Origin of the sequence: Pseudomonas sp. EA_35y_Pfl2_R5 (genome assembly GCF_963970805.1) — a bacterium.
GTDB lineage: Bacteria > Pseudomonadota > Gammaproteobacteria > Pseudomonadales > Pseudomonadaceae > Aquipseudomonas.
Genome location: NZ_CAXAOW010000001.1, coordinates 271,514 through 288,510, shown reverse-complemented (window position 1 = coordinate 288,510; position 16,997 = coordinate 271,514). Strand labels below are relative to the sequence as shown.

19 protein-coding genes are annotated in these 16,997 nt (G+C 61.6%); 8 read left to right on the top strand and 11 right to left on the bottom strand.

The window, feature by feature from the left end:
- Positions 1-66: 66 nt before the first annotated feature.
- The 5 genes from AACX99_RS01275 to AACX99_RS01255 are packed head-to-tail and all read right to left on the bottom strand — an operon-like array spanning position 67 to position 4,501.
- Entirely contained in the window at positions 67-678 is a 612-nt protein-coding gene (locus AACX99_RS01275) for an ABC-type transport auxiliary lipoprotein family protein (protein ID WP_339409040.1), read from the bottom strand.
- A complete protein-coding gene (locus AACX99_RS01270; RefSeq protein ID WP_339409039.1) occupies positions 675-1,592 on the bottom strand; it encodes an MlaD family protein in 918 nt (305 codons plus the stop codon). Before AACX99_RS01270 ends, AACX99_RS01275 begins: the two co-directional genes overlap by 4 nt.
- Positions 1,593-2,381, bottom strand: coding sequence for an ABC transporter ATP-binding protein (locus tag AACX99_RS01265; protein ID WP_339409038.1), 789 nt, complete (start codon positions 2,379-2,381; stop codon positions 1,593-1,595). It lies immediately after the preceding gene.
- On the bottom strand, positions 2,378-3,523 hold the full coding sequence (locus tag AACX99_RS01260; protein ID WP_339409037.1) for an MlaE family ABC transporter permease: 1,146 nt from the start codon (positions 3,521-3,523) through the stop codon (positions 2,378-2,380). Before AACX99_RS01260 ends, AACX99_RS01265 begins: the two co-directional genes overlap by 4 nt.
- 51 nt (positions 3,524-3,574) lie before the next feature.
- The gene (locus AACX99_RS01255) at positions 3,575-4,501 is read right to left on the bottom strand and encodes an exopolyphosphatase (protein WP_339409036.1); all 927 of its coding nucleotides are present in this window, start codon (positions 4,499-4,501) and stop codon (positions 3,575-3,577) included.
- A 190-nt stretch (positions 4,502-4,691) separates the two neighbouring features.
- Between AACX99_RS01255 and AACX99_RS01250 the strand changes: the two genes are divergently transcribed.
- The gene (locus AACX99_RS01250) at positions 4,692-5,033 is read left to right on the top strand and encodes a cupin domain-containing protein (protein WP_090250378.1); all 342 of its coding nucleotides are present in this window, start codon (positions 4,692-4,694) and stop codon (positions 5,031-5,033) included.
- 11 nt (positions 5,034-5,044) lie between these two features.
- Here AACX99_RS01250 and AACX99_RS01245 read toward each other — a convergent pair whose 3' ends face one another.
- Both AACX99_RS01245 and AACX99_RS01240 read right to left on the bottom strand, forming a co-directional pair.
- A complete protein-coding gene (locus tag AACX99_RS01245) occupies positions 5,045-5,698 on the bottom strand; it encodes a DUF3313 domain-containing protein (RefSeq protein ID WP_339409035.1) in 654 nt (217 codons plus the stop codon).
- A 98-nt stretch (positions 5,699-5,796) separates the two neighbouring features.
- Positions 5,797-6,735 carry a class I SAM-dependent methyltransferase gene (locus AACX99_RS01240; RefSeq protein WP_339409034.1) on the bottom strand — a complete coding sequence of 313 codons (939 nt, stop codon included), beginning with the start codon at positions 6,733-6,735 and terminating at the stop codon, positions 5,797-5,799.
- A 152-nt stretch (positions 6,736-6,887) separates the two neighbouring features.
- Here AACX99_RS01240 and AACX99_RS01235 point away from each other — a divergent pair, with 152 nt between their 5' ends.
- From AACX99_RS01235 to AACX99_RS01225, 3 genes are all read left to right on the top strand, one after another.
- Positions 6,888-7,490, top strand: a complete 603-nt coding sequence (locus tag AACX99_RS01235) for a nitroreductase family protein (protein ID WP_339409033.1) — start codon at positions 6,888-6,890, stop codon at positions 7,488-7,490.
- Positions 7,491-7,666: 176 nt separating this feature from the next.
- Positions 7,667-9,157 (top strand): flavin-containing monooxygenase, encoded by a 1,491-nt coding sequence (locus AACX99_RS01230; protein ID WP_339409032.1) that lies wholly within the window; start codon positions 7,667-7,669, stop codon positions 9,155-9,157.
- 182 nt (positions 9,158-9,339) lie between these two features.
- The gene (locus AACX99_RS01225) at positions 9,340-9,510 is read left to right on the top strand and encodes a hypothetical protein (protein ID WP_339409031.1); all 171 of its coding nucleotides are present in this window, start codon (positions 9,340-9,342) and stop codon (positions 9,508-9,510) included.
- 155 nt (positions 9,511-9,665) lie between these two features.
- Here the strand turns inward: AACX99_RS01225 and AACX99_RS01220 are convergent, their stop codons facing one another.
- From AACX99_RS01220 to AACX99_RS01215, 3 genes are all read right to left on the bottom strand, one after another.
- Positions 9,666-10,118, bottom strand: a complete 453-nt coding sequence (locus AACX99_RS01220; protein WP_445261829.1) for an EAL domain-containing protein — start codon at positions 10,116-10,118, stop codon at positions 9,666-9,668.
- Positions 10,093-10,302 carry an EAL domain-containing protein gene (locus tag AACX99_RS22120; RefSeq protein WP_445261821.1) on the bottom strand — a complete coding sequence of 70 codons (210 nt, stop codon included), beginning with the start codon at positions 10,300-10,302 and terminating at the stop codon, positions 10,093-10,095. Before AACX99_RS22120 ends, AACX99_RS01220 begins: the two co-directional genes overlap by 26 nt.
- Positions 10,303-10,399: 97 nt before the next feature.
- A complete protein-coding gene (locus tag AACX99_RS01215) occupies positions 10,400-11,299 on the bottom strand; it encodes a LysR family transcriptional regulator (protein WP_339409029.1) in 900 nt (299 codons plus the stop codon).
- Positions 11,300-11,509: 210 nt separating this feature from the next.
- Between AACX99_RS01215 and AACX99_RS01210 the strand changes: the two genes are divergently transcribed.
- The 4 genes from AACX99_RS01210 to AACX99_RS01195 all read left to right on the top strand — a co-directional run bounded on the left by AACX99_RS01210 (position 11,510) and on the right by AACX99_RS01195 (position 16,241).
- Entirely contained in the window at positions 11,510-12,751 is a 1,242-nt protein-coding gene (locus AACX99_RS01210; protein ID WP_339409028.1) for a 3-hydroxyacyl-CoA dehydrogenase, read from the top strand.
- Positions 12,748-14,538, top strand: coding sequence for an acyl-CoA dehydrogenase C-terminal domain-containing protein (locus tag AACX99_RS01205; RefSeq protein ID WP_339409027.1), 1,791 nt, complete (start codon positions 12,748-12,750; stop codon positions 14,536-14,538). Before AACX99_RS01210 ends, AACX99_RS01205 begins: the two co-directional genes overlap by 4 nt.
- A 70-nt stretch (positions 14,539-14,608) precedes the next feature.
- Positions 14,609-15,772 (top strand): iron-containing alcohol dehydrogenase, encoded by a 1,164-nt coding sequence (locus tag AACX99_RS01200; protein WP_339409026.1) that lies wholly within the window; start codon positions 14,609-14,611, stop codon positions 15,770-15,772.
- Positions 15,773-15,800: 28 nt separating this feature from the next.
- A complete protein-coding gene (locus AACX99_RS01195) occupies positions 15,801-16,241 on the top strand; it encodes an acyl-CoA thioesterase (protein WP_339409025.1) in 441 nt (146 codons plus the stop codon).
- 61 nt (positions 16,242-16,302) lie between these two features.
- Here the strand turns inward: AACX99_RS01195 and AACX99_RS01190 are convergent, their stop codons facing one another.
- Positions 16,303-16,713 (bottom strand): hypothetical protein, encoded by a 411-nt coding sequence (locus AACX99_RS01190; protein WP_445261828.1) that lies wholly within the window; start codon positions 16,711-16,713, stop codon positions 16,303-16,305.
- Positions 16,714-16,997: the final 284 nt, after the last annotated feature.

The following is a 16,997-nucleotide window of genomic DNA, read 5'->3' as shown; positions in this document are numbered from 1 at the left end:
TCGCGTAGCAGCGCTTCTTTGCCGAGCTCAGGGGCCTGCCTCTCGCTGTTTGTGAACGTGTTCAGTTCACTGCTGTTGCACCGCGTTGCCCTGGCTCAAGGTCCACTCCAGCACGTCTCGGGCCAGTTGATCGCCGGCCTGGCCAAAGGCGTTGACCACCGCCGGTACTGAGGTGTCGTTGGCGGCCTGGCTGACTTCGAAGCGCCGGCTGGCGAGGATGCGCAGGCTGCCGCTCTCTACCAGACGGGCCTCAAACAGGATGCGCGCCGCCGGAATGCCGTCGCGGTATTCGCTGTGGAAGGCGCGCAGGTCGCCGTCCAGTTCCAGGTCGGCTTGCAGGCGGCTTTCATCGCTGCTGACAGCCTTGAGGCGGCCATCGTCGAGGAAGGCGTCGATCAGCCGATCACGGATCAGCAAGGGTGCGCGGTCGCTCCAGCGCACACCCTGGTAAGCGCTGATCTGATCGCCCGGCGGCAATACGGCAATCCGCGTGCTGTCGAGTAACTGGCTGCTATAGGGCTTGTTTACCCGCAGCGCCCAATTGGCGCTGGTTGCATGGCTAGGCAGGCTGCTGGCCGGCAGGCGGTAGATGTTCAGTACCTGGCTTTTCGGCAATACCGAGCAGGCGGCCAGGCTGCCGACCAGCAGCAGGGTGGCGAGCAGGCGAAGGCGACTCATGGTTGAAACTCCTTGATGGTATCGCTGCGCAGCAGGTAGCCGGCTGGGTCTTCCTCCAGGCGGCGGGCGAAGGAGCGCAGGGCGCTGAGGGTTTCGCGCAGTTCGATAATGGTCGGGCCCAGCTCGCCGATGCCCTGCATGCCGCCGTCGAGGGCGGCGCGGTTGTCGGTCAGCAGGCGTTCGACGTTGTTGCTGCTGCGCTCCAGCGAGGCCATCAGGCGACTGGCGCTGTCCATTGCCTCGCGGCCCTGGCCGCTGAGCAGCTGGTTGGCGTTGCGCATCAGGTCGGCGGCTTCCTGGCTGGCCGTGCTCATCTGCTGCAGCGCCTTGCGCAGCTCATCGCGCTGCTCGGCGACGCTGGCGCTGGTTTGTTCAATGTTCTCCAGGGTGCGTGAAATATTCTCGATATTGTCGCGGGAGAATAGTCGGTTGGCACGGTTGAGCAGGCGCGTGACGCTGAGCACCAAGTCTTCGCCATTCGACATCAGCCTTGAGAGGGGGGAGCGGTCGGCGATGATCTCTGCACGCTCATCGCTCGTGCTGAGCAGTGGCGGGCTTTCCGGCGTGCCGCTGTGCAGCTGGATCAGCGACGTACCAGTGATCCCGGTGATCGATAGGCGTGCGCGGGTGTCCTGTTTGATTGGCGTGTCGGCGCTGACGCGGATATGTGCGCGTACTCTGCGTGGGTCATTCGGGTCGAGGCGTAGGCTGACCACATCGCCGATCGTGATCCCGCTGTATTGCACAGCGCTGCCCTGGGACAGGCCGCTGACCGCTTCAGTGAAAATCACATCGTAGTCATTGAACTCCTGATCCGAGCTGGCTTTGCTCAGCCACAGGGCAAAGCCCAGAGCGGCGGTGACCATCAGTACGGTAAACAGGCCAATCAACACGTGGTGGGCGCGTGGTTCCATTCAATTTCTCCCTGCCGCGCCGTTGGCGGCCTGTTCGGCTGCGCGTCCGCGCGGGCCGTGAAAATACTCGTGTATCCAAGGGTTATCGTTGGCAGTCACGACGTTCAGGCGGTCGGCCACCAGCACGCGTTTTTCCGCCAGCACGGCCACCCGGTCGCAGATGGTGTAGAGCGTATCGAGGTCGTGGGTGACCAGAAACACGCTGAGACCCAGTGCGTCGCGCAGGGTCAGAATCAATTGGTCGAAAGCCGCCGCGCCAATGGGATCAAGGCCGGCGGTAGGTTCGTCGAGAAACAGGATCTCCGGCTCCAGCGCGAGGGCGCGTGCCAAGGCTGCACGTTTGATCATGCCGCCGGAGAGTTCGGTTGGGTACTTGTCGCCGGCTTCGCGCGGCAGGCCGACCAGGGCCAGTTTGACCAGAGCCAGACGCTCGGCAGTTGCGCGGTTGAGGTTGGCGTGCTCGATCAACGGCAAGGCGATGTTCTCGGTCACCGTCAGCGAGGAAAACAGCGCGCCGCGTTGATAGAGTACGCCGAGACGCCGTTCTAGTTGCGAGCGCTGCTCGGGTGGCAGGCGCAGCAGTTCTTCGCCAAATACCCGCACGGTCCCGGCATTGGCGTGGCGCAGGCCGATAATGCTGCGTAGCAGCACCGACTTGCCGGTGCCCGAGCCGCCAACCACGCCGAGCACTTCGCCGCGATACAAGTCCAGCGCCAGGCCCTGGTGCACGGTCTGCTTCCCGAAGCGATTGACCAGGTTGCGTACTTCGATAATTGCTTCGCCCGTCACCAGCCCATCTCCATCAGAAACAGTGCGGCCAAGGCATCGAGCACGATCACCACGAAAATCGACTGCACCACGCTGGAGGTGGTGCGCTCGCCCACCGACTGTGCGCTGCCGGTGACCTTGAAGCCTTCCAGGCAGCCGATCACCGCAATCAGGAAGGCAAACATAGGTGCCTTGGCCATGCCCACGACAAAGTGTTTGAGGGCGATATTTTCCTGCAGCATGGCCAGGTACATGGTCGGCGAGATATCCAGGCTAAGGGCGCAGACCACCGCGCCGCCGAGGATGCCGCTGAGCATGGCGATAAAAGTCAGGATCGGCAGGGCAATCAACAAGGCGAACACCCGTGGCAACACCAGCAGCTCCATGGGGCTCAGGCCGAGGGTGCGGATGGCGTCGATTTCCTCGTTGGCCTTCATCGAGCCGATCTGCGCGGTAAAGGCGCTGGCGGTGCGCCCTGCGATCAGAATGGCGGTGAGCAATACGCCGAACTCACGCAGGAAGGAGAATGCCACCAGGTCGACTGTGTAGATGCTCGCGCCAAAATCGGCGAGTACCGTGGCGCCGAGAAAGGCCACCACCGCGCCAACCAGGAAGGTCAATAGAGCGACAATGGGCACGGCATTCAGGCCGCTCTGCTGCAGATGCGCGACCAGTGAGGTGATGCGCCAGCGACCGGGGCGCAGGAGGATAGTGAACATCGCCGCCAGGGTCATGCCGATAAAACCAAGCAGCGCCACAGCTTGCTGCCAGAGCTCTTCCAGAGCCTCGCCGATTTGCCCGAAAAATTCGCGCCAGGCTGGGGTGTGTTTGCTCGGTAGGGCATCGCCAGCATCGGCAATCGCATTGCCCACCGTCTGCAGCAGCGCGCGGCGCTCGCTGGCTAGGTCTGGTGCATCGTTGGCCAGTTGCGTCAGACGCTGACTGCCGAGTAATTCCACCAGCAGCGCGGCGCCGGCGGTATCCAGCGCGCCAAGACCTTGCAGGTCAATACTGGCTGCGCTATCCAACGTGCCGCGCAGCGCCAGTACTTCGGCTTCCAGGTTGGCATAGTGAGGCAGCGTCCAGTCGCCGCCGATGCGCAAACCAGGGGGCGCATTTGTGCGACTGGACTCAAGCTGCGTGATAAAGGGCGCTGTGCTCATAGGCCACAGCTTAACCTTCTAGCCGAGGCTGCGCCCAGTCTGCAGCCAGGCTTAACCGTCAGCGGTAATTTCCGCGATTAGTTCGCGCAGCGCGGCTTCGGCGTCCTCGTTGACCACTTGGCAGGTGCCGGCGTTGGCATGGCCGCCGCCGTTGTAGCTCAGGCACAGTTCTCCGACATTGGTATTGGAGCTGCGATCAAGGATTGATTTGCCGATGGCGAATACGGTGTTCTGCTGCTTCACGCCCCACATCACGTGGATCGAGATATTGCACTGCGGATACAGCGCGTAGATGACGAAGCGGTTGACCGCATAGATCGTCTCCTCGTTGCGCAGATCCAGCACCACCAGGTTGTGGTAGACCGTGGCGCAGCGCTGGATTTGCGCCTTGGCTTCGCGCTGGTGCTCCAGATACAGCCTCACGCGCTCGTCGACATCCGGCAGTTCGAGGATTTCAGCGATGCCGTGGGTCTGGCAGAAGTCGATCAGCTGCATCATCAGCTGGTAGTTGGAAATGCGGAAGTCGCGAAAACGACCGAGGCCGGTGCGCGCGTCCATGATAAAGCTCAGCAGTTCCCAGCCCTGCGGGTCGAGTATCTCGTCACGGCTGAATTGCGCGGCATCGGCCTTGTCCACGGCTTCCATCATCTCGTCCCACTCACGCGGGAAGGCCTCGTGGCCGCCGTAGTGTTTCCATACCACGCGCGCCGCCGAAGGGGCATCGGCATCGATCAGGTGATTGCTCGCCGGCTGGTTGCGGATGGTTTCGCTGAGGTGGTGGTCGAAGGCCAGATAGCAGCCGGGGACGTAGGGCAGGTTGGTGGTGATGTCGTTATTGGTGATCGCCACTTTGCCGTCCTGCATGTCCTTGGGGTGGACGAAGAGGATGTCGTCGATCAGGTTGAGGTGTTTGAGCAGGGCGGCGCACACCAGGCCGTCGAAATCACTGCGGGTGACCAAGCGGTAAAGACTGGACATAAAGCATCTCCGGATCGGGCAAGCGGCGGGAATAAACCAACAGGCCCTGTTCAAAGTAGCACGCGGTTTACCCATCAGCCTGGACGAAGGGGCTGCGCTGTAAGGCAGTTGAAGGTCGACCTCAGGACAGTTCCGACAAGATGGCCGTCCTAGGCTGGCGCTTGTTTTCTAACGATCTCAGGAGCCACCCATGTCACCGATTACCGTACTGCGTGATACCCAGCCGATTCCACTGCTGGATGCCTGCAAATGGACACGCATCGCCGGCGAGCCGCACACCGTCAACCTGAACGCCTACACCTCGGCGGACGGCAGCAAGATCATGGGCACCTGGATCTGCACCCCTGGCAAATGGCAGGTGGCCTATGAGAAATGGGAGTACTGCCACTTTCAGGAGGGCTACTGCATCATCACCCCGGAGGGGCAGGCGCCGATTCATCTGCGCGCCGGCGATATCTTTATCGTCGAGCCCGGGATGAAAGGCACCTGGGAGGTGGTCGAGACAGTGCGCAAATACTTTGTATTTGCTTGAGCCGTTAAGCCTCAGGGTTTGAAGTTGCGAGCATCCTTGGCCCACTCATCCAGTGCGGGTTTGATGTCCTTGAGGCGCAACTGGCTGCTGTCGTTTTCCAGTGGCAGGCCATGGCCCTTGCGGACTACGCGTGCCATTGGCTGGCTGTTGCGGCCGTCGATGGCTTCCAGTTCGACATAAATATTGGTGTCCTGATCGCGGGTGCCGGCGGCTGTGCTGGCGGCGGCTGCGATCAGGGCAATTGGGATGACTTCGTAGACCTTCAGCCCTTCTGGCGACGTGCTCACCGCACTGATGGCACTGCGTAGCACCAGCGTTTCCTGGTCGGCATATTCGACCACCCGCATGCGTCCGGCCAGCTCCAGGCGCATGGCCTGCTGCAGGTAGAGGGCGATTTCGTCCAAGGTCTGTTGGCTAACTTGCGCACTCGGGGTTGGCGCGGGGTAGAACACCGGTCTCTCCACTAGCACCGAGCGGTAGTTCCCGGGTTTGAAGTCGGGCGATACCCAGCGCATCACCGGCGCGCCGCTGGCCGACTGGGCGGGCTGCAGTTGTGAGTAATCGCTGAGAAAGCCCGAATACTGCGATGGTTGCGTGGTTTTGCTGGCGCAGCCGGCCAGTAATAATGTGGCGGACAGGGCAAGGCCAAGGGTTTTCAACATCATTGCGGTGATCTCGCTAGGGTTGGTCGCCTAACTGTAGACCAGTTTGCAATACGTCATTTTCTGCTCGGGCAAGCCTTCTAGATCAGTGCTTATAGGTGTCAGTCGCGGCAAAAAACCATGGCTTTTAGGGCACTGTCCGGCTGGCTGTCAGGGAATTCCGGCGGGTTTTCCAGGCGCTCGCTAAAGCGCAGGCTCGGCGCTTCGCTGGCCATAGTCTGGATCAGATAATCCGGACCGATTTCCGGCTCGTTGCTGCAGGCCAGTACCACACCGTTTGTGCTCAGGAGCTCTGGCAGGCGGCGCAGCACCTTCGGGTAATCCTTGCTCAACACAAAGCTGCCACGCTGGAAAGACGGTGGGTCGATGATGATCAGGTCATAGGGGCCGTACTTGGCAACCTTACCCCAGGACTTGAACAGGTCGTGGCCGAGAAACACCACCTGGCTCAGGTCGTGCTGGTTTAACCGGTGATTGTCACGGCCACGGCTGAGCGCGGCCCTGGCCATATCCAAGTTGACCACCTGGCGCGCACCGCCGGCCAGCGCGGCCACGGAAAACCCGCAGGTGTAGGCGAACAGGTTGAGTACACGCTTACCCGCCGCCTGTGCCTGCACCCATTGGCGGCCATAGCGCATATCGAGAAATAGCCCGCTGTTCTGCTTTTTACCCAGGTCGAGGCGGTACAGCAGGCCGTGCTCGCAGATATCCCAATACTCAACCGGCTCACCGAGCAGCCATTGCGTGGGGCTCTCGGGCAGGTAGCGCTGCTGCAACAACAGGCTGTGCGCACCACTCTGTTGCCAGGCTGCGGATTGACAGAGGCCGAGCAGCATCTGCTGCAGTGCGGCCAGTTCGGCATCACTCACCGGTTTGAACAGTGCCACCAGCAGCACGCCTTGCAGCCAATCCACAGTGACCTGCTCCAGCCCCGGCCAGCAGCGTCCACGGCCGTGGAACAGGCGACGGGTTTCACTGGGCGCGCTATGCAGGGCGGTGAGCAGGTGTTGTTGTAGGGTGGCAAGGGCGTCTGGGGTCATGGGCTGTGGTCGATTGGGCTAGGCGGCGATTTTAACAGGCGAGCGCCTAGGATCGACTGTGTCGATCATTGTTATCGGTAAAGGCGTTTGGCGTTACGCCCGGCAATTGCCTAGCATTGCCCTCTTTAAATAGCCTGCAGATAAGGAATCCCATGCATATCGACGAAGCCATCCGCAGCCGCCGTGCCGTTAAAGGTTATGACCCGGAATTTACCCTGAGCGATGCTGACAAAGACGAGCTGCTGCAACTGGCGTTGCTTGCACCGTCGGCGTTCAACCTGCAGCACGTGCGCATGGTTGAGGTCAGCGACCCGGCGCTGCGTCAGCAACTGCGCGAAGTGGCCTGGGGGCAGGCGCAGGTGACCGATGCCTCGATGCTGGTGGTGGTGTGCGCCAAGCTCGACAGCTGGCAGCAGGATGTTGGCCGCGTCTGGGAAGGCGCGCCCGCGGAAGTGCAGGCCTATATGGCTGGTGCCATCGACACCTACTACCGCGACAAGCCGCAGGTGCAGCGCGATGAAACCATGCGCAGCTGCGGCTTGATGGCGCAGACCTTGATGCTCGCCGCGCGTGGCAAGGGTCTGGATTCCTGCCCGATGGACGGCTTCGATTTCGATGCCGTGGCCAAGCTGATCAAGCTGCCTGAAAACCATGTGATCGCCCTAATGGTCGCCGTCGGCAAGAAGACCATCGAGCCCAAGCCGCGCATTGGCAAGCTGCCGCTCAGTGAAGTGGTGCTGCGCAATAGCTTCTGATCGCGGGGCAAGTTGTTGAGCATTCTGCTCATTCTTCAGCCATAACTGTGGACAGCCTGGGCTGTTCACACCACTAAAGGTTGGATGACAAAGCTGCTATTGGGGGTGAATCTGGCGGGCATTAGGGGTCGACAACTATCGACCCGCGTCCATCAGAAGAAGCCAGTGGAGCCCCCATGTCTGCCGAACATCTGGATGTTTTGATCATTGGTGCCGGTCTGTCCGGCATCGGCGCGGCCTATCACCTGATGAAGCATTGCCCCGGCAAACGCTTCGCCATTCTCGAAGGCCGGGCAGCCTTGGGCGGCACCTGGGACTTATTCCGCTATCCGGGTATCCGTTCCGATTCGGACATGTTCACCCTCGGCTACAACTTCAAACCCTGGACCAACCCGCTGGCGATCGCCGACGGCCCGTCGATTCGCAGCTATATCGAAGAAACTGCCGAGGAAAACGGCATCCAAGAAAAGATCCGCTACCAGCACAAGGTACTCAAGGCCGACTGGTGCAGCGAGCGCGCGACCTGGACCCTGCAAGTACAGCGTGGCGATGCGCCCGAGCCGATCAAGCTGAGCTGTCAGCACCTGCTGATGTGCACCGGCTATTACCGCTACGAAGCGGGCTACACCCCAGATTTCAAGGGACGTGAACAGTTCCAGGGCGAATTTATCCACCCGCAGCAGTGGCCGGAAAACTTCGATTACAGCGGCAAGAACGTGGTGGTGATCGGCAGCGGCGCGACGGCGGTAACCCTGGTGCCGGCGATGACCGACAAGGCCAGGCACGTGACCATGCTGCAACGCTCGCCAACCTATGTGGTGAGCCTGCCGCAGGGCGATCCGATTTCCGCCTTCTTGCGCCGTTTCTTGCCGGAAACCTGGGTTTACCGTCTGGCGCGCACGCGCAACGTGGCGGTGCAGCTGGGCTTTTACAAACTGTCCAAGGCTTTTCCCAATCTGGTGCGCAAGGCCTTGCTCGGTATGGCCCGGCATCAGTTGGGCAAGGGCTTCGATATGCGCCACTTCAGCCCGCGTTACAAGCCTTGGGATGAGCGGGTGTGCGCCGTGCCCAATGGCGATCTGTTCAAGGTGCTGCGCGAGGGCAAGGCCTCGGTGGTGACTGAGCATATCGATGGCTTTACCGCCAAGGGCATCCGCCTGAAGTCCGGTCAGGAGCTGCCGGCGGATGTGATCATCAGCGCCACCGGTCTGGAGCTACAGCTGTTTGGCGGAATGCAGGTGGCGGTGGATGGGGTGCCCTTCGATGCGGCCCAAAGCATGGGTTATCGCGGCATCATGCTGCGTGACTTGCCCAATGCTGCCGTGGTGCTGGGTTACACCAATGCCAGCTGGACGCTCAAGGCGGACCTTTCCAGCGAATATTTCTGCCGGCTGATCAATCATATGGACGCCAACGGCATGCGCCAGTGCACCCCGCGCGACACGGCGCGGCAGGTCAAGAATGCACCTTTCCTCGATCTGGCTAGCGGCTATATCAAGCGCGCGGCCGACAAGATCCCCAGCCAGGGGGATCGCGCGCCGTGGAAGCTCTACCAGAATTACCTGCTGGACCTGGCGCTGCTGCGTTACGGCAAGGTTGAGGATGGTTATCTGGAGTTCAGCTCACCGCATGTCGGCGAATCGGCCGCCGCAGCCACTGCGGTCTAAACTGCAAAACAATGTAAGCCAAACGCATAGCCGCTTGGCGCGTTATGCCTACAGAGATGTGGCCATTTGCCGCTTTAGAAGCAGGCACAGGCCCACTATGCTTTTGTGACGGCCATCACGGATGAGTGGGCCAGGTATTCCCTGGTTGTAGTCACAAAGGAGTCCTCTAGAGGATGAGCAGAATGGAATCGCTTCAGCAAGAGCAACGCTACCTGCCACAGCTGCGGGCGCATATCGACAAGCTGCTGGCCAAAGGCTGGGTGATCGCCGAGCGCAGCCCTCTCACCCTGCAATCCGGGCGCAAGACCTACATGGTCATGCACGGGATGTTGATTGGTGATAACGCCTTTTAACCTGCGTCCCATCGTTTTCCCGGGCCGCTGCTGATCACGATGATCGGCAGCGGCCTTTTTTCTGGCCTGTATCAATCCGTATGGCGGGGCAGTTGCCAGTGGGCTGTCGCCAGCCAGTCGGCAAACGCTGTCGGCGGTAGCGGTTTGCTGAGCAGTTAGCCCTGGGCGATGTCGCAGCCAGGCTGGTCCAGGCGTTCGAGGATGGCTTCGGTTTCCACCCCTTCGGCGACGATCTTCAGGCCCATGTTGTGGCCCAGTTTGATGGTCGAGCGGACGATGGTGTCGTGCTCAGCAGGTCGAGGACGAAGGACTTCGTCGATCTTCAGCTCGTGCACTGGCAGGCGTTTGAGCTGAGCCATGCTCGAGTAGCCGGTGCCGTAGCCGTCAATCGACAGCTGTACGCCCAGCTCGCACAGCTCCTGCAGTTGGCCCATGGCCAGTTCCGGGTCAGCCATCTCTGCACTTTCGGTGATTTCCACAATCAGGCCAGATGGCGGTACGCCATGCTTGGCCAGTTGTGCGGCAAGCAAACCGGCAAAGCCGGGATCGGCCAGATCCAGTGCGGATACATTGATCGCGGTCTCAGCTCCAGGCCCTGTTCCTGCCAGGCGCAGACGTTGCCGGTCTGCTCGGCCAGGGGGATAAGCTTGTCCGGCGAGATAACCCGTGCACCGGGTGAATCCAGCGCACCAGGCACTCCACGCCATACAGGCTGCGCGCGCGGATATTCAGTTTCGGTTGGAAGTGCAGACTGAGCTGGCCATCTTCCACCGCGCCTTTCAGTTCGCTCATCAGAGCCAGCAGCCAAAGCCGATTTGAGCATGATTGTTTCCCCAAGACTGCACGACAGTAGCCGGCAATGTAGGAAGGCTTGCCCCGTTGCGGGTGATCAATGCTGGGCGATCTGCTGGATCTGTTCGATCAGCCAGTGCAAGGCCGGGTCGCGCTGGCGCTGGGCCAGGCTGACGATCTCCAGGTGAAACGGGCCGAGGGCGAACGGCAGCTCGAACAGCTGCAGCGGCAGCAGGTTGGCGAAGTGGCGCGCCAGTTGGGTCGGCAGCACGGCAGCCAGCTCACTGTCGGCGACGATATGCGCGGCCTGCAGATAGTTGGGTGTGGTGTAGAGAATCTCTCGGCACAGGCCCTGTTCGCCCAGCCATTGGTCCACCATGCCACGGGTCTGACCACCGTGCACCCAGAGGTGGCGTAACTGCAGAAAGGTCGGTAGGTCCATTGGCCCGCTGACCAGAGGATGACCGCGGCGTAGCGCCAGCTGTAGGGTTTCGCTCATCCAGTGCTGGCGGGCGAAACGTGCGGGGATGTCTTCGAAGCGGCCCAGCACCAGGTCCAGCTCGCCCTTGTCCAGCGCCTCGGCCGGCAGGCTGGGGCTCAAATGGCGGATGTCGATGCGCATGCCAGGTGCCAGCTGGCTGAGCAGCTTGAGCAAGCGTGGCATGCAGATCAGCTCGACATAATCGGTAACGGCGATGCTGAAGTGCTGCCGGCTGCTGGCCGGATCGAACACTTCACCGGCACTGAGGCTCTGCTCGATCTGCTGTAAAGCGGCGCGGATCGGGGTTTCCAGCGCCTGCGCGCGTGGCGTGGGTTGCATGCTGCGGCCAACCCGCACCAACAGTGGGTCGTCGAGCAATTCGCGCAGGCGACTCAGGGCGTTGCTGACGGCCGGCTGGCTGAGCGACAGACGTTCGGCGGCGCGGGAAACATTTTGCTCGCGCATCAGTGCATCGAACACGCGCAACAGATTGAGATCAAAGGTTGAGATATTCATTAGCTGAATACGACTTATCACAAGACTAAATTTCAAAAATAGTAACGCCTTGCTTATGGTGGTGGGCGAATTTTTTGTATGCCGGAATCCAGTCCTTGTAGGAGCGGCCCATGGCCGCGAATCGCGGGCATGGGACTAGGCGTCCCCCCGCTCTTACAGAAATAGCGATCAGGCGGCATGCCCATTCAATTTCCAGCCAGAGGGTCCTCGATGAGCAACTCCGTTTTCACCATTCAGCAGGCCGCTGTCATCGGCGCGGGCACCATGGGTCGCGGTATCGTCATGAGCCTGGCCAACGCCGGTATTCAGGTGCTGTGGCTGGACAACAACCCACAAATGCTCGAGCAGGCCATGACGGTGGTGGCCGAGACTAACGCCCATAACCTCAAGCTCGGGCGGATTACTGCCGAACAGTCGGCTGCGCGCCTGGCTTGCGTCACCCCGGTGGGCGAGTACGCCGCGCTGGCGGATGCCGATCTGGTGATCGAGGCGGTGTACGAGAACCTCGAGCTCAAGCAGCAGATTTTCCGCACCCTGGACGCCATCCTGAAACCGGGGGCGATTCTTGCCAGCAACACCTCGGCGCTGGATATCGACGCGATTGCCGCAGTCACCAAGCGCCCAGAGCAGGTGCTGGGTCTGCACTTCTTCAGCCCGGCGCACATCATGAAGCTGCTGGAAATCGTCCGCGGTGCCAAAACTGCGCCCGCGGTGCTTGAGGCAGCCGTAACGATGGGCCAAAAGATCGGCAAGATCAGCGTGGTGGCCGGTAACTGCGACGGCTTCATTGGCAACCGCATGCTGCACACCTATGTGCGTGAAGCGCGCATGTTGTTGCTGGAAGGCGCATACCCCCATCAGGTGGATGCTGCGCTGCAGGGCTTCGGCTTTGCTATGGGGCCCTTCCGTATGTACGACGTGGTCGGCATCGATCTGGAATGGCGCGCCCGCGAGCTGGCCGGCAAGGGCCAGGATGACCCGGCGGTGCAGGTCGACAATCGACTGTGCGAGCTGGGGCGTTTCGGTCAGAAGTCGCGCATGGGCTATTACCGCTACGCCGAGGGTAGCCGTCAGGCCGAGCATGACCCTGAGGTCGATGCTCTGGTGCTGCAGGTGTCCGAGCAGCTCGGGTTTGTCCGCCGCGAGATTGGTCCGGAGGAAATTCTTGAGCGTTGCCTACTGGCGCTGGTCAACGAAGGGGCGAAAATCCTTGAAGAGAATATCGCCGCCAATAGCCATGACATCGATTTGGTCTACCTCAATGGCTACGGTTTCCCAGCCGATAAAGGCGGGCCGATGAGCTGGGCCGACGGCCAAGGGGTTGTGGCCATTCATGAACGGTTGAAGGCGTTGCAGTCGACCTTTGGTGAGCATTGGCTGCCGGCACGTCTGATTGAACAACTGGCGGCCAGCGGTCAGCGCTTCGCCGATGTGCAGGAGGACCGGGTATGAGCTACCAGGCCCCGTTGCGCGATATGCGTTTTGTCCTGCACGAACTGTTCGATATCAGCAGCCACTGCGAGTTGCTCGGTAATGGCCTCGACCGCGAGCTGATCGACGGCGTGCTGGAGGAGGGCGCGCGTTACGCCGCCGAGGTAATCGCGCCGCTCAACCGCAGCAGCGACGAGCAAGGTTGCCAGTTGAGTGATGGTCAGGTGAGTACACCGGACGGATTTGCCGAGGCCTATCAGCAATACGTCGACAACGGCTGGGCGAGCATGACCGGGCCTAGCGAATACGGCGGTCAGGCGCTGCCGCAGATGCTCGCGTGCAACTTCCACGAGATGCTGATGGGCGCTTCGCTGTCGTTCCGGGTCTACTCCGGGCTGACCGAAGGCGCGGTCCTGGCGCTGTACAAACATGGCAGCGAAACGCTGAAAGACACCTACCTGCACAAACTGGTCAGTGGCCAATGGACCGGCACCATGTGCCTCACAGAGCCCCAGGCCGGCACCGACCTGGCGCTGCTGCGCACCAAGGCAGAGCCGCAGGCCGATGGCAGCTTCAAGGTCAGTGGCAGCAAGATCTTTATCAGCGGCGGCGAGCAGGACCTCTCGGAAAACATCATCCATTTGGTGCTGGCGCGCCTGCCGGACGCTCCGGCCGGGGTGAAGGGCATCAGCCTGTTGTTGGTGCCAAAATTTATCGCCGCGGCCGACGGCACACCGGGCGAGCGGAACGCGCTGTCTTGTGGCGCTATTGAGCACAAGATGGGCATCAAGGGTGCGTCCACCTGCGTGATGAACTACGACGGCGCCACCGGCTGGCTGATCGGCGCAGCCAACCAGGGCCTTGCCTGCATGTTCACCATGATGAACGACGCGCGCTTTCAGGTCGGTTTGCAGGGCTTGGGCATTGGCGAGGCGGCCTTCCAAGGGGCGCTGCGTTATGCCCGCGAGCGCCTGCAGTCGCGCGCCCTGGCAGGGCCTGCCGAGCCGGGCAAGGCGGCCGATCCGATCATCGTGCACCCGGATGTGCGGCGCATGTTGCTGACGCAGAAGAGCCTGGTCGAAGGCAGTCGCATGCTGGCGGCTTACTGCGCACGTCAGCTCGACCTTGAGCATGGTCATCCGGACGCCGCTGCGCGCAAGGCCGCCGGCAAGCGCGCGGCGCTGTTGATTCCGATCGTCAAAGCCTTCTTTACCGATATGGGCCAGGAAGTCGCCAGCCATGCGGTGCAGGTGTATGGCGGCCACGGCTTTATCCGCGAGTGGGGCATTGAGCAACTGATGCGCGATAGCCGTATCACCCAGCTGTATGAAGGCACCAACGGTATTCAGGCGCTGGACTATATCCGCCGCAAGGTACTCGGCGACGGCGGTGCCGAACTGTCGGCGCTGCAGGCCGAATTCAGTGAATTGTGCGATACCCAGATTGTTCGTCCGAGCCTGGCCGCGCTGGCTAAAACGGTGCAGGCGCGTTTGGGCGAGTGGCGCGAGCTAAGCAGTGAAGTGCTTGCCGCCAGCCAGCGCGATGTACAGGAGATTGGCGCGGTGTCGGTGGATTTCCTCCAGTATTCGGCCTATGTGTTGCTGGCCGGCTTCTGGCTGCAGGCGGCGGCTCGGGCGCAGGATGCCCTGGAGGCGGGCAGCGGCGAAGCGGCGTTCTACCAGGCCAAGCTGCAGTCAGCTGACTTCTACCTGCGCCGGGTGTTGCCACGGGCCAGTGCGCATCGCGAGGCTCTGCTGGGGGGGGCAGACTGCCTAATGGCCATGGATGAGGCGAGTTTTGCCTTCTGACTGAAGCGCGTAGCGCGGGTGCAACCCACGCTGCTGCGCGAGCCATTTATTACAACAAGAGGATCACCCCATGCTGCCCTTTAGCTTTGCCACCACTGCGCAGGTTCTTTGCGAGATTGGTGCGTCCCGGCGTCTGGCCGACCTGTGCCGCGAGCGCGGTGCGCAACGGGTGCTAATCGTCACTGATCCGGGCATCAGCAAGCTTGGCCTGCTTGACGAGGTGCTGCCAGGTTTTGCTCGCACAGAGCTTACGGTCGAGGTGTTTGATCAGGTGGTCGCCGATCCACCCGAGGCCATTCTGCTGGCCGCGGTCGAGCAGGCACGGGCACTGAAGGCGCAGCTGATCGTTGGCTTTGGCGGCGGCAGTTCGATGGATGTGGCCAAGCTGGTGGCGCTGCTGGCGCATCCCGAGTGCGGCCAAGAGTTGGCGCAGATCTACGGCGTCGGCAACGCGCGGGGTCAGCGCCTGCCATTGATTCTGGTGCCGACCACCGCCGGCACCGGCTCGGAGGTCACGCAGATTTCCATTATCACCACCGGTGCAACCACCAAGATGGGCGTGGTCTCACCGCTGCTGCTGCCGGACTTGGCGTTGCTGGATGCTGAACTAACCCTCGGCCTGCCGCCGGCAGTTACCGCTGCCACCGGTATCGACGCCATGGTGCATGCCATCGAGGCCTACACCAGCGCGCTGAAAAAGAACCCGCTGTCCGACCTGCTAGCCCGCGAAGCGCTGCGCCTGCTGGCGGCCAACCTGGATAAGGTGGTGCATGACGGATTTGACCGTGAGGCGCGCCAGGCCATGCTGCTGGGCTCCTGCCTGGCGGGTCAGGCGTTTGCCAATGCGCCGGTGGCGGCGGTGCATGCGCTGGCTTATCCGCTGGGCGGGCACTTCCATATTCCCCACGGCCTGAGTAATGCCTTGGTGCTGCCGCATGTGCTGGGCTTCAACGCTAATTCGGCGGCACCGCTGTATGCCGAGCTGGCGCCGCTGGTGCTGGGTGAGCAGCTGCGCGCCGGCAGCGTATTGCAGCAGACCGAACAGTTTATTGGTGCACTGGCCGATTTCAGCGTGCGCAGCGGCCTGCCCACATGCCTGCGTGATGCCGGCGTGCCGCAAGACATGCTGGCAACGCTGGCCCGCGACGCCATGCAGCAACAGCGCCTGCTGGTGAATAACCCGCGGGAAATGACTGAGGCCCATGCCCTGGCCATCTATCAGGTGGCTTATTGAGCTGCCTCGCTAACTTCAAGGACTTCCGATGAGCCAACCCCAGCACCTGCGCAGCGACTACCGGCATTTCCAGCCGATTACCACGCGCTGGCATGACAACGATGTCTACGGTCACGTCAACAACGTCACCTACTACAGCTTCTTCGACAGCGCGGTGAACACCTACCTGATCGAGGTTGGCGACCTGGATATCCATAACGGTGAGGTGGTGGGTTTCGTGGTCAGCTCCAGCTGCGACTACTTCGCCTCCATCGCCTTTCCCGAGCGCATTGAGATCGGCCTGCGGGTCGGCAAACTAGGCAATAGTTCGGTGCAGTACGAACTGGCGGTGTTCAAGTCCGATGAAGACGAGGCCTGTGCCGCCGGGCGTTTTGTGCATGTTTTTGTCGACCGCAGCAGCAATCGTCCGGTGAGTATCCCCGAGAAGTTGCGCGCGGCGCTGACAGTGCTGCTAGAGCCGGTGGTGTAGGCGGGCGCCCCAAAAGCAAAAAGCCGCTATCAAGCGGCTTTTTGCGGTCAGCACTCGGCACTTAGTGGTGTTTGTGCTTTTTATGCTTTTTGTGTTTCTTGCCGTGGTAGTGGCCGCGATCTCGCTCGCTGCCGCCGGCGTATTCATTGGCCAGCGCGCCACCGGCTGCGCCGCCCAGGCCGGCGCCGATGGTCGAGCCGGTGCTGCCGCCGACTTTGTTGCCGATTACCGAGCCACCGGCAGCACCGAGGCCACCGCCCAGTGCCGCTTCGGTCTTGTTACCATCGCGTGCGGTAATCACCCCGCCCGCCGCGCCACCCAGGCCCGCGCCAATGGCTGCGCCGGTACTGCCGCCAACCTGTTGGCCAATCACGTTGCCCAGGGCGCCGCCGACGCCGCTGCCGATGGCAACCTTGCCGGTGTCGCCGGCCATTGCCTGTCCAGCGGCGAAGCCGAGGCTCAGTAGAAGCATCGAAATGTACTTCATGGAGACGTGCTCTCAGTGGTGAAATTGGTGGCGATGCTGGGGTTGGCGGGCAGGCCTGGCAAGCGTCTGCCGACGAGCGGCGCGTTTGTGTAAGTTACTGTTTTAAATGAAGAACTTTTTAACAATTGGCTGGTCACAGCTCGTTGCTCCAAGGCGGGTCAGGGACTTCCCAGCCTTCGAGGCAAGATGCGACTTTATTGAGATCCATGCGCCGCTAGCCATCGGCTTGTAGGCGCCGGCCATGCCGGCGATTCGTACGCATGGCGTGT